This window comes from Mycobacterium sp. UM_WGJ, assembly GCF_000455125.1.
GTDB lineage: Bacteria > Actinomycetota > Actinomycetes > Mycobacteriales > Mycobacteriaceae > Mycobacterium.
In genome coordinates, this window is record NZ_AUWR01000008.1 from 89,828 (window position 1) to 102,324 (window position 12,497).

Genomic DNA, 12,497 nt, shown 5'->3' on the forward strand with positions numbered 1-12,497 from the left:
GCGATTGTATAACCGGTGCGCTAGCGGGTTTTTGCCGTGACGAACGGCGGCGTCACCACCTGGCATTCGACGGCGCGACCGCGCACGTCGACGGTGAGCTGGGCGCCGTCCTCGATACCCGCATCTACATCGATCAGCGCCAGCGCAATGCCGGCCTTCAGCGTCGGCGAGAACGTGCCCGAGGTGGTGACCCCGACCCGGCGGTCACCGTCGAGCACGGCCAGGTCGGCACGCAGCACTCCCCGACCCGTGGCGCGCAGCCCCCGCAGCAGCCGCGCGGGACCGGCCGCCTTCTCCGCCAGCAGTGCGTCGCGGCCGAAGAACGATTCCTTCTTCCAGCCGATCGCCCACCCGCAACGGGCCTGCAGCGGTGAGATGGCCGGCGACAGTTCATGGCCGTGCAGCGCATAACCCATCTCGGTGCGCAACGTGTCGCGGGCACCCAGGCCGGCCGGCTCACCGCCGATCGCCCGCACGGCCTCTACCAGCGCGTCGAACACCACCCCCGCCGAGTCCCAGTCCGGCAGCAGCTCATAGCCGTGTTCACCGGTGTAGCCGGACCGGCACACCCGCACCGGCACGCCGGCGTAGGCGGCGTCGGCGAACGCCATGTAGTCCATCTCGGTCGGCAGGCCGAGACCCGCCACAACCTCGGCCGATCGCGGGCCCTGCACGGCCAGCACCGCGCGCGAACGATGTTCGTCGGTGATCGTCACCCCGGCCGGCGCCACCTCCTGCAGCACGGCCACCACGGCCGCGGTGTTGGCGGCATTGGGCACCAGAAAGATCTCGTCGTCGGCGACGTAGTAGGCGATCAAGTCGTCGATAACGCCACCAGATTCGTTGCAGCACAAGGTGTATTGGGCCTGCCCCGGCGTGATTCTGGCCAGGTCGTTGGTGAGCGTCGCATTGACGAAGGCGGCCGCGCCCGCACCACGAACAGTCGCCTTGCCCAGATGGCTGACGTCGAACAGCCCGACGCTGGCGCGGGTGGCATTGTGCTCGGCGACGGTGCCGGCGTAGGACACCGGCATCAGCCACCCGCCGAACTCGGCGAAGCTGGCGCCCAGTGCGCGATGGTGGTCTTCCAGGGGTCCGTGTTGCAGTTCGCTCACGTCGATCCACCCTAATCGGCACACTGGTGTGAATGGTCGATTGGGATGCGCTCGAAGCTGCCGGTATCGCTGACGCCAGGGACCGTGCCGGCCTGGTCGAATACCTCCACGGCCTCGGGTTCAGCACCGAAGAGATGGCCGACGCCGAACGCCGGGGCCGGTTGTTCGGCCTGGCCGGTGACGCGGTCGGGCGTTCGGGTCCGCCCGACTACACGCTGCGCACCGCCGCCGAAGCACTGGGCGTCCCCCTCGACGACGTCGCCCAGGCCTGGCGAATGCTCGGGCTCAGTGTTCCTAGCCCGGACACCCCCGCGCTGAGCCAGGCCGACGTGGACGGGTTGGCCACCTGGGTGCAGATGCGGTCCTACCTCGGCGAACCGGTAGACGGCTTCCTGCGGGTGCTGGGCGCGACGATGGCGCGGCTGGCTGAGGCCGAGTCGTCGATGATCCGGCTCAGCGAGCCCGACATGTGGTTGGGTCACACCCGCGACGAGCTACGTACCGCGCGGGCCTGGCGCTCGGTTGCGGCCTATATCCCGCGCATCGGCGCGATGATCGACGCCGTCCACCGCCAGCATCAGGTCAGCCACCGGACATTCCTCGAGGGGCTGGCCGGTGGGCCGGCGGCCAGCCTGATGTGCGGTGTCGGGTTCGCCGACCTGACCGGTTTCACCGCGCTGACTCAAGTCCTCACGTCCGCGGAGCTGGCCACGCTGCTCACCGACTTCGCCGGCACCGTCGCCGACGTGGTGCATTGCGACGGCGGGCGAGTGGTCAAGTTCATCGGCGACGCGGTGATGTGGGTGAGTGCGACCGGAGAATTGCTGGCCAGGGCGGCGATCGACCTTGTCGACCATCCCAAGGCCCGCAAAGCCGGATTGCAGGTGCGCGCCGGGGTGGCCTACGGCGAGATGGTGGCGATCAACGGTGACTACTTCGGGACCCCGGTCAATCTGGCCGCGCGTCTGGTGGACGCGGCCACACCCAGGCAGGTGCTGGCCTCGACCTGCGTCCGTGACCAACTCCCCGAGTGGCCGGCCACACTTCAGGAACCGTTGACGCTCAAGGGTTTCGACCAACCCGTCCCGGCATACCAATTGCACCCGAACCCGGATCGTTAGGGTGAGTGCTTGTGAGCACCGAACCCGGACACCCCGCCCCTTCCGTCACCGTCGCCGCCTCGCTGCCCGCGAACGCCGATGAGGCCGTGCTGATCGTGCCGGTCGTCTCGGCCGGTGAGGATTCTGAATCCGGCGCCTCGGTCGCGACGACTGAGCCGGCGCTGCCCGCCGAGGCGATTGCCGAGATCGAGGCGGGACTGCGCGCCCTCGGCGCCAAGGGCGGCAGCGAGCAGGTGAACCGGCTGCTGGTGGCGTCGCTTCCGGTGGCCAGCGTGGTGACCGTCGGGTTGGGCAAGCCGCGTGAGTCCTGGCCGGCCGACACCGTCCGCCGGGCCGCCGGAAATGCGGCGCGTTCACTCAACGGCACCGCCGCGGTGATCAGCATGCTGAGCGGACTACCCGGTGACGGGGTGCTGGCCGCCGGTGTCGAGGGGCTGCTGCTGGGCGGCTACCGATTCACCACGTTCCGCAGCGAGAAGACCGCCCCCAAGGAACCGGGCCTGCGGGCGGTGACCGTGCTGTCCACCGCGACCGACGCCGAGGCACAGGCGGCGCGCGGCGCCGAGATCGCCGCCGCGGTAGCCACCGCGCGCGACTTCGTCAACACCCCGCCCAGCCACCTGTTTCCAGCCGAATTCGCCGACCGCGCCAAAGCACTGGGCGAGTCGGCCGGCCTGGAGGTCGAGGTGCTCGACGAACAGGCGCTCGCCGAGGCCGGCTACGGCGGAGTGATCGGGGTGGGACAGGGCTCCTCGCGCCCGCCCCGTCTGGTGCGGTTGGTCCACCACGGATCACGCCTGCTCGACAAGCCGGAAAGCGCGAAGAAGGTGGCGCTGGTCGGCAAGGGCATCACCTTCGATACCGGTGGCATCTCGATCAAGCCGGCCGCCTCGATGCACCACATGACGTCCGACATGGGCGGAGCGGCTGCGGTGATCGCGACGGTGGTGCTGGCCGCCCGTCGCGGGCTGCCGATCGATGTGACCGCGACCGTGCCGATGGCCGAGAACATGCCGTCGTCCACCGCGCAGCGCCCGGGCGACGTGCTCACGCAGTACGGCGGCACCACCGTCGAGGTACTCAACACCGACGCCGAGGGCCGGTTGATCCTGGCCGACGCGATCGTGCGGGCCTGCGAGGACAACCCGGACTATCTCATCGAGACCTCGACGCTGACCGGCGCGCAGACGGTGGCGCTGGGCGCGCGCATCCCCGGGGTGATGGGCTCAGACGAGTTCCGCGACCGAGTGGCGGCGATCTCGCAGGCCGTCGGCGAGAACGGCTGGCCGATGCCACTGCCCGACGAGCTCAAAGAGGACCTGAAGTCGACGGTGGCCGACCTCGCCAACGTCAGTGGTCAGCGTTTCGCCGGCATGTTGGTTGCCGGGGTGTACCTGCGTGAGTTCGTGGCCGACGGTGTCGACTGGGTCCACATCGATGTTGCGGGGCCGGCCTACAACTCCGGCAGCGCCTGGGGCTACACGCCCAAGGGCGGCACCGGGGTGCCGACCCGCACCATGTTCGCGGTGCTGGAAGACATCGCCGCGAACGGATAACCGACGGCCGGCGTCAGGCTTATTCCTCCGCGCTCTGGGCGTTGCGCACCGGCCGGGGCGGCCTCGCGGGGTTTTCGACGCCCTGTTGAAACGACAGCGCCGCACTTTGCACCAACATCAACACGGCGAACACGGCAACCCAGAGCCAGGACTCCGTCGCGTCCAGGTGAGATGCCACATCGGTTTTCGGCAGCGCCGCCATTGAGCGGGTGATCGCCGCGACGATCACCACGGTGCTCAAGTACGGGAACGCGGTCCGGATGCGGCCGGCCATGGGCCCGATCGGCGATTCGCTGCGCCGTCGTGCCCGTCCCAGGAACCAACCGATCGCACAGGCCGCGGCGACGGCGACCGTGATGGGCACCGACAGTCGGTTGGCGTCGTCCCACAGCGGCTGCAATGGCTGATGCGTCTGCGGGTCACCGAGTGCGAGCGCCAGGTCGGCCAGCGTCGCCTCCACGAAGAACACCGCGATCGGCGGGACCAGGACCGCCACGATGAACACGCAATGTCTGATCAGTGTGCCTGCGCTACCCGAGACGAACTGCACTACGGCGTACAGCAGAATATAGAGCGAGGCCACAAATGATATGCCGCCCAACAGTTCTGCGGATGTGGCCCGACCGCTGACCACCGCGCATCCCTGTTCGCCGGCCAGCAGGCTGTATTGCACCGCCGTCAGGAACAGCCCCAGAAATGCGTTCATCAGCGCGACCCCGGTAAGGGTCTCGTGCTCGACCTCGCGCGGGTCCGGCGCATGACCGTCGCTGCGACGCCGATACGCACGATCGAGCACCAAATTGATGACAACGAACGCGAAACCGGCCAGCAAACCGGCTAGTTGGGCATAGTTGCGGGCCACGATCGAGACATCGAAGCCGGTCCACAGCTCGCAGGCTGCAGCGATCTGCTCAGTTGGCACCCGCGAGATATTAGTGACGCTGAAGCGGCCGCAGTAGTGCTTTGAGGGACGCTGCGGTGCGCCATACCCGACGGCGTCGAGAGCCCTTCGACCGCCACCTCGATGTGTGCCGACGACGCCGCAATGACAGGATGGTTTTCGACAGTCCACCTGGACACCGCCCTCGCCCCACCACTGACGTGGTATCCAGGAAACGACGTGCAGCGACCGATCGAGCGAGGAGTCAACAACGATGGCCTTCTCAGTCCAGATGCCCGCCCTCGGTGAGAGCGTCACCGAGGGAACGGTGACCCGCTGGCTCAAGCAGGAAGGCGACACCGTCGAGGTCGACGAGCCACTCCTGGAGGTTTCCACCGACAAGGTCGACACCGAGATCCCGTCACCGGTGGCCGGTGTGCTGACCAAGATCATCGCCGGTGAGGACACCACGGTCGAGGTGGGCGGCGAGCTGGCCCTGATCGGCGAGGCCGGCGAAAGCAGCGATGGCGAGAGCAGCGACGCCGCGTCGGCACCGGCGGCCGAGCCCGCCGAGCAGGCTCCCGCTGCCGAAGCGCCCGCCCCGGCGGCTCCCCCGTCCGATGCTCCAGCGGCACCCGCTGCCCAGGAGGCACCCGCCGGAGACGGCACCCCGGTGCTGATGCCCGAGCTGGGTGAGTCGGTCACCGAAGGCACCGTGACGCGCTGGCTCAAGCAGGTCGGCGACACCGTCGAGGTCGACGAGCCGTTGGTGGAGGTCTCCACCGACAAGGTCGACACTGAGATCCCCTCCCCGGTCGCCGGCACCCTGCTGTCGATCACCGCCGAGGAGGACACCACCGTCGAGGTCGGCGGCGAACTGGCCAGAATCGGTTCGGGTGCGCCGGCGGCTTCCGCACCTGAGCCGGCCCCCACCCCCGCAGCGGCGGCTCCCGCACCCGAGCCGGCAGCGCCCGCACCTGAGCCCGAGCCTGCTCCCGCGGCCCCCGAACCCGCCGCGCAGGCCAAGCCCGAGCCCACCCCGGCGCCGGCACCCGAGGCCAGGCCCGCGCCGGCGCAGCCCGCGGCTGCCGAGGCCCCGGCCGGCGACGCCGCACGGTATGTGACGCCGTTGGTGCGCAAGCTCGCCGCCGACAACAACGTCGACCTGGGCCAGGTCACGGGCACCGGGGTCGGCGGAAGAATCCGCAAGCAGGACGTCCTGGCCTTCGCCGAGCAGCAGAAGGCGCCCGCCGCCCCGGCCGCTCCGGCCGCCCCGGCCGCTCCGCGCCCGGCTGCCGCGGCACCCGCCTCGGCGCTGGCACACCTGCGTGGCACCACTGCCAAGGCCAACCGGATCCGTCAGATCACCGCCAAGAAGACCCGCGAATCCCTGCAGGCCACTGCGCAGCTCACCCAGACCCACGAGGTCGATATGACCAAGATCGTGGCGCTGCGGGCCAGGGCGAAGGCGGACTTCGCTGAGCGCGAGGGGGTCAACCTGACCTACCTGCCGTTCATCGCCCGCGCCGTGATCGACGCCCTCAAGGCCCATCCGAACGTCAACGCCAGCTACAACGAAGACGCCGGGGAGATCACCTACTACGACGCCGAGCATCTCGGCTTCGCGGTGGACACCGAGCAGGGACTGTTGTCCCCGGTGATCCACAACGCCGGTGATCTCTCGCTGGCCGGACTCGCGCGGGCGATCTCCGACATCGCCGCCCGGGCACGCTCGGGCAACCTCAAGCCCGACGAGCTGTCCGGGGGCACGTTCACGATCACCAACATCGGCAGTCAGGGCGCACTGTTCGACACCCCGATCCTCGTTCCGCCGCAAGCCGCCATGCTGGGCACCGGCGCCATCGTCAAACGGCCACGGGTCATCGTCGATGAGGCCGGCAACGAGTCGATCGGCGTGCGTTCGGTCTCCTACCTCCCGCTGACCTACGACCACCGTTTGATCGACGGTGCCGACGCGGGGCGGTTCGTCACCACGATCAAGAACCGACTCGAAGAAGGCGCGTTCGAGGCGGACCTGGGTCTGTAACAGCGCCTGGGGCATTCCAAAGAGCTGCAAGAGGATTCAGCTGTGAGCAACCCCATCGTCGCGATCGCCGGCTCGTCCGGGCTGATCGGCTCGGCTCTGGTGTCGGCGTTGCGCGCCGACAATCACCAGGTGTTGCGGATCGTGCGGCGGGCACCGGCCAATGCCGGCGAGCTGCAGTGGGATCCCGACGCCGGTCAGATCGACGTGGGCGCGCTGGCCGGAGTCGACGCCGTGGTCAATCTGTGCGGCGTCGGCGTCGGCAACCGCCGCTGGTCGGGAGCATTCAAGCAGAGTCTGCGCGACAGCCGGATCGCCCCGACCGAGGTGTTGTCGACCGCAGTGGCCGAGGCCGGCGTACCGGTGCTGGTCAATGCCAGCGGGGTCGGCTATTACGGCGACACCGGCAACCGCACCGTCGACGAGTCCGCCTCGGCTGGAACCGATTTCCTGGCCCAGCTCGCCGAGGACTGGGAAGGTGCAACCGCGTCGGCCCAAGCCTCGGGCGCCCGGGTGGTACTGGCCCGCACCGGCATCGTGCTGTCGCGATCAGGCGGCGCGTTGGGCCGGCTGCGCCCGCTGTTCTCCCTCGGACTCGGCGCCCGGATCGGCAATGGCCGCCAGTACATGTCGTGGATCAGCATGGAAGACGAGGTGCGGGCACTGCTGTTCGCGATCTCGCATGACACGCTGTCGGGACCGGTGAATCTGACCGGTCCGGCACCGGTGACCAACGCCGAGTTCACCGCGGCACTCGGACGGGCCGTTAACCGCCCGACCCCGATGTTGCTCCCGGCTTTCGCGGTCCGTGCCGGGCTCGGCGAGTTCGCCGACAGCCTCCTGACCGGCCAGCGCGCCATTCCCGCCAAGTTGGAGCAGGCCGGTTTCCGGTTTGCCCATCACACCGTCGGCGAGGCCCTGGCCTACGCCACCTCCCGGCCGACCCCGCTGTAGAAGCCCGGCGCCGAGTAGCCTGCGAACATGGTGTCCATCCGCTCCAGCGCCGCGCCGATCGAGGTGCGCCAGCTGGGCACCGTCGACTACGGCGAAGCCTGGCGACTACAACGCGAACTGGCCGACGCCAGGTCGGCCGGTGGTCCCGACACTCTGCTGCTGCTGGAGCATCCCCCGGTCTATACCGCCGGACGCCGCACCGAGCCGCAGGAACGCCCGATGGACGGCACCCCGGTGGTCGACACCGACCGGGGCGGCAAGATCACCTGGCACGGTCCCGGCCAGCTCGTGGGCTATCCGGTGATCGGCCTCGCCGAACCTTTGGACGTGGTGAATTACGTTCGACGCCTTGAAGAGTCACTCATCGAGGTGTGTAACACATTGGGTCTCAATACGGTTCGGATAGACGGCAGGTCCGGGGTATGGCTGCCGCCGGGCGGCGGCCGGCCCGCCCGCAAGGTCGCCGCGATCGGCGTCCGAGTGGCCCGCGCCACCACATTGCATGGGTTCGCGCTCAATTGTGATTGTGATCTCAGTGCGTTCGGCTCGATTGTGCCGTGCGGGATCACCGACGCGGGTGTGACATCACTCTCGGCCGAGCTGGGCTTTGTGACCGGCGTCGAGGATGTTCGGCAAGCCGTGGCCAGAGCGGTCGTCGATGCGCTCGACGGCGTGCTGCCGGTGCGCGAGCATTCCGGTCCGCGCGTAACATCGAACAGGTGAGTGCCGCCCCGGAAGGCCGTAGGTTAAGCCGTGCCGAAGCACGCAACGCCGAAACTCCGATCGAACGCAAGCCCCCGTGGATCAAGACCCGCGCCCGAATGGGTCCGAGCTACACCCAGCTCAAGGTTCTGGTCAAGCAGGAAAAGCTCCACACGGTGTGCGAGGAGGCGGGCTGCCCCAACATCTACGAGTGTTGGGAAGACCGGGAGGCCACCTTTCTGATCGGCGGCGAGGTCTGCACCCGCAACTGTTCGTTCTGTCTCATCAAGTCGGGTAAGCCGCCCGAGCTGGACCGCGACGAGCCGCGCCGGGTGGCCGAGAGCGTGCAGTCCATGGGGCTGCGGTATTCGACGGTCACCGGTGTCGCCCGCGACGATCTGCCCGATCAGGGATCCTGGCTCTACGCCGAGACGGTGCGTGCCATCAAGGCCCTCAACCCGTCAACCGGTGTCGAGCTGTTGATCCCCGACTTCGGCGGACGGCCCGACCTCTTGAGCGAAGTATTCGAATCCCGCCCGGAAGTGCTGGCGCACAACGTCGAAACCGTTCCGCGCATCTTCAGACTGATCCGGCCCGGCTTCAGCTACGAGCGCAGCCTTGACGTGCTGACCCAGGCCCGTGATGCCGGGTTGGTGGCCAAGAGCAATCTCATTCTGGGCATGGGCGAGACCCCCGAAGAGATCCGCGCGGCACTGGCCGACCTGTACGACGCCGGCGCCGAGCTGGTCACCATCACCCAGTACCTGCGCCCCACCGAGCGGCACCATCCGATCGACCGATGGGTCAAGCCCGAGGAGTTCGTCGAGCACGCCCGCTATGCCGAGGAGCTGGGCTTCGCCGGAGTGATGTCCGGGCCGCTGGTGCGCTCGTCGTATCGGGCCGGGCGGCTCTACCAGCAGGCGCTGGAAAACCGGGCCCGCCGCCAACAGGCCCCCGCCGTCGCCCCCGGCTGACTGACGCCCCGGCCGGCGGTAAGCCCCGCTGGGTATCCTTGGTGACTATGCCCAGACCGCGCACCACCACCGAGAACAAGGCTGCCCGGGCGGAAGCGAAAGCCACCCGCAAGGCCGCCAGCAAGCAGCGCCGCACCCAGCTGTGGCAGGCCTTCCAGCTGCAGCGCAAAGAGGACAAGCGGCTGGTGCCCTACATGGCCGGCGCCTTCGTGCTGGTCGCCGGGGTCACGACGGCGCTGGCGCTCAACGGCGGCACGTTCGCCAAGGTGACGACGATCCCGCTCGGCCTGGTGCTCGGCGCCCTGGTGGCGTTCATCATCTTCGGCCGGCGCGCGCAACGGTCGGTCTACCTCAAGGCCGAGGGTCAGGCCGGGGCTGCGGCGTGGGCGCTGGACAATCTGCGTGGTAAGTGGCGGGTGACCCCGGGGGTGTCGGCCACCGGCCAGCTCGACGCCGTGCATCGAGTGATCGGGCGGCCGGGCATCATCTTCGTCGCCGAGGGGTCGCCCTCCCGGCTCAAGCCGCTGCTGGCTCAGGAGAAGAAGCGCACCGCCCGGCTCGTCGGCGACGTACCGATCTATGACGTGGTGGTGGGCAGCGGCGACGGCGAGGTTCCGCTGGCCAAGCTGGAGCGTTACCTGACCAAGCTGCCGGCCAACATCACCACCAAGCAGATGGAATCGCTGGAGTCGCGGCTGGCCGCGCTGGGTTCGCGTACCGGAACCGCGGCCATGCCCAAGGGCCCGCTGCCCGGCGGCGCGAAGGTGCGTGGCGTCCAGCGCGCGGTGCGCCGGCGCTAGTCGAATCAGACCGTTGACCCTGCGCTGACCCGGCTCAGCGGCTGCGCACCACGGCGGTTGCGGTGGCCCGGTCCTGCAGGCCACGGCCGTCGGCGTCGGCAAACAATGCCGGGACCACCAGCGCGATCAACAATCCGCGGATCACGGCGCGGCCGACGCCCACGCCCAAGCCGGGGCCGTCGACGGGGACCACCCGCAGCCCGCAGGCGTACTGGCCGGGAGTGAAGCCGAAGAGTCGCACCGCGGCCACCCCGAGGACCAGCCAGATCCCCAGCACCACCGTGGCCAGGTATTCCGGCGTCACCACGCCCGCTGCCACGCCCAGCCCGGCCAATCCGTAGCCCACCATCCAATCGAGGGCCAGGGCTGCCATGCGGCGCCCCATCGGAGCCAGGGAGCCCGGGCCGCTGGGCGGCAGACCCAAACCCTGCCCGGGGGCGCTGTCGGAGTGACTGGGTCCGGCGGACTCCGGCCCGGACAGCCACGAGGAGAACGTGCGGCTCATGGCCCCTACGATAGGCGGGCGGCGAATCCGACCCGGCGTCGCAGGGTCCGGCCGTGGTTGCGTAACGTCAAGATCGGCAACCTCAGGGTCCGACCGGGGCTACCAGCGGAGGAGAACAGTTCTGTGACCGACAAGACGGCCGACGACATTCTCAAGCTCGTCGCCGACGAGAACGTGGAGTACATCGACATCCAGTTCTGCGACTTGCCCGGTCAGATGCAACATCTGTCGATCCCGGCGTCCACGCTGGACGCGAGCGTGTTCGAAGACGGGCTGGCCTTCGACGGATCCTCGATCCGCGGCTTCCAGTCGATCCACGAGTCCGACATGATGCTGCTGCCCGACTTCTCCACCGCCCGGATCGATCCGTTCCGGGCCGCAAAGACGTTGAACCTCAACTTCTTCGTCCACGACCCGTTCACCCGCGAGCCTTACTCCCGCGACCCGCGCAACATCGCCCGCAAAGCCGAGAACTACCTCACCAGCACCGGTATCGCCGACACCGCCTACTTCGGCGCCGAAGCCGAGTTCTACATCTTCGACTCGGTGCGATTCGACTCGCAGATGAACGGCACCTTCTACGAGGTCGACTCGGATTCGGGCTGGTGGAACACCGGCTCGCCGACCGAGGCCGACGGACGGGCCAACCGCGGATACAAGACGCGCCCCAAGGGCGGCTACTTCCCCGTCGCCCCCAACGACCAGTACGTCGACCTTCGCGACACCATGACCACCAACCTGGCCAACGCCGGCTTCACCTTGGAGCGCGGCCACCACGAATGCGGCTCCGGCGGGCAGGCGGAGATCAACTACAAGTTCAACACCCTGCTGCACGCCGCCGACGACGTGATGCTGTTCAAATACATCATCAAGAACACCGCCTGGGCTAACGGCAAGACCGTCACCTTCATGCCCAAGCCCCTGTTCGGCGACAACGGCTCCGGCATGCATGTTCACCTGTCGCTGTGGAAGGCCGGCCAGCCACTGTTCTATGACGAGGCCGGCTACGCCGGACTGTCGGATATTGCCCGCCACTACATCGGCGGCATCTTGCACCACGCGCCCTCCCTGCTGGCGTTCACCAACCCCACCATCAACTCCTACAAGCGTCTGGTCCCGGGCTACGAAGCACCGATCAACCTGGTCTACAGCCAGCGCAACCGCTCAGCCTGCGTGCGCATCCCGATCACCGGCACCAACCCCAAGGCCAAGCGGCTGGAGTTCCGCTGCCCCGACTCCTCCGGCAACCCCTACCTGGCGTTCTCCGCCATGCTGATGGCCGGCATCGACGGCATCAAGAACAAGATCGAACCGGCCGCACCGGTGGACAAGGACCTCTACGAACTGCCGCCGGACGAGGCCGCCAACATCCCGCAGGCCCCCACCACGCTGGCCGAGGTGATGGACAACCTCGAGGCCGACCACGAATACCTCACCGAAGGCGGCGTATTCACCCCCGACCTCATTGAGAACTGGATCCGCTACAAGCGCGACCACGAGATCACCCCGATCAGCGTGCGGCCGCACCCGTACGAGTTCGCGCTGTACTACGACTGCTGAGTCGGGCTGGCTGGCCTGACTGGCTATCCGCACGACCACACCGACCACCACCGGACGCCTCGGCTGGACCTACGGCACCACCCCACCACAGGTCAACCACGCCCACCACCGGAGAAGAACTCCTCAAAGGCGATCCCGACCCACCCAACAACGAGCACGCCTGACCGCGAATTACCCGCGCAATTCTGTGTATTTGCCGGGAGTTGGAGAAGGCGCACTAGCCTGTCCCGAAAGAGCCGGGACAGCATGGATGCCGATTGCGTCGATTGCCGAAAGCTGCTCACGG

Annotated in this window: 11 protein-coding genes; 8 read left to right on the top strand and 3 right to left on the bottom strand. The window is 68.4% G+C overall.

Going from position 1 to position 12,497, the window contains the following annotated elements:
* Positions 1-20: 20 nt before the first annotated feature.
* Positions 21-1,121 carry a glycine cleavage system aminomethyltransferase GcvT gene (gene gcvT, locus N416_RS0102350; RefSeq protein WP_369797565.1) on the bottom strand — a complete coding sequence of 367 codons (1,101 nt, stop codon included), beginning with the start codon at positions 1,119-1,121 and terminating at the stop codon, positions 21-23.
* Positions 1,122-1,147: 26 nt separating this feature from the next.
* Between gcvT and N416_RS0102355 the strand changes: the two genes are divergently transcribed.
* A complete protein-coding gene (locus N416_RS0102355) occupies positions 1,148-2,236 on the top strand; it encodes an adenylate/guanylate cyclase domain-containing protein (RefSeq protein WP_024440532.1) in 1,089 nt (362 codons plus the stop codon).
* Positions 2,237-2,247: 11 nt separating this feature from the next.
* Positions 2,248-3,792 (top strand): leucyl aminopeptidase, encoded by a 1,545-nt coding sequence (locus N416_RS0102360; RefSeq protein ID WP_024440533.1) that lies wholly within the window; start codon positions 2,248-2,250, stop codon positions 3,790-3,792.
* A 19-nt stretch (positions 3,793-3,811) separates the two neighbouring features.
* On the opposite strand, the gene N416_RS0102365 is transcribed toward N416_RS0102360, so the two are convergent.
* On the bottom strand, positions 3,812-4,714 hold the full coding sequence (locus tag N416_RS0102365) for a hypothetical protein (protein WP_024440534.1): 903 nt from the start codon (positions 4,712-4,714) through the stop codon (positions 3,812-3,814).
* Positions 4,715-4,946: 232 nt separating this feature from the next.
* Between N416_RS0102365 and sucB the strand changes: the two genes are divergently transcribed.
* The 5 genes from sucB to N416_RS0102390 are packed head-to-tail and all read left to right on the top strand — an operon-like array spanning position 4,947 to position 10,146.
* Complete coding sequence (gene sucB / locus N416_RS0102370; protein ID WP_024440535.1) at positions 4,947-6,719, top strand: 2-oxoglutarate dehydrogenase, E2 component, dihydrolipoamide succinyltransferase; 1,773 nt, start codon at positions 4,947-4,949, stop codon at positions 6,717-6,719.
* 42 nt (positions 6,720-6,761) lie between these two features.
* Positions 6,762-7,670 (top strand): TIGR01777 family oxidoreductase, encoded by a 909-nt coding sequence (locus tag N416_RS0102375; RefSeq protein ID WP_024440536.1) that lies wholly within the window; start codon positions 6,762-6,764, stop codon positions 7,668-7,670.
* Between the two features lie 27 nt (positions 7,671-7,697).
* Positions 7,698-8,393, top strand: a complete 696-nt coding sequence (gene lipB, locus N416_RS0102380) for a lipoyl(octanoyl) transferase LipB (protein WP_024440537.1) — start codon at positions 7,698-7,700, stop codon at positions 8,391-8,393.
* Complete coding sequence (locus N416_RS0102385) at positions 8,390-9,346, top strand: lipoyl synthase (protein ID WP_024440538.1); 957 nt, start codon at positions 8,390-8,392, stop codon at positions 9,344-9,346. The genes lipB and N416_RS0102385 overlap by 4 nt, the downstream gene beginning before the upstream one ends.
* A 47-nt stretch (positions 9,347-9,393) precedes the next feature.
* Positions 9,394-10,146, top strand: a complete 753-nt coding sequence (locus N416_RS0102390) for a DUF4191 domain-containing protein (RefSeq protein ID WP_024440539.1) — start codon at positions 9,394-9,396, stop codon at positions 10,144-10,146.
* A 34-nt stretch (positions 10,147-10,180) separates the two neighbouring features.
* Here N416_RS0102390 and N416_RS0102395 read toward each other — a convergent pair whose 3' ends face one another.
* Positions 10,181-10,651, bottom strand: coding sequence for an RDD family protein (locus N416_RS0102395; RefSeq protein ID WP_024440540.1), 471 nt, complete (start codon positions 10,649-10,651; stop codon positions 10,181-10,183).
* 123 nt (positions 10,652-10,774) lie between these two features.
* Here N416_RS0102395 and glnA point away from each other — a divergent pair, with 123 nt between their 5' ends.
* Positions 10,775-12,211: a type I glutamate--ammonia ligase gene (gene glnA, locus N416_RS0102400; protein ID WP_024440541.1), complete on the top strand. Its 1,437-nt coding sequence runs from the start codon at positions 10,775-10,777 to the stop codon at positions 12,209-12,211.
* Positions 12,212-12,497: the final 286 nt, after the last annotated feature.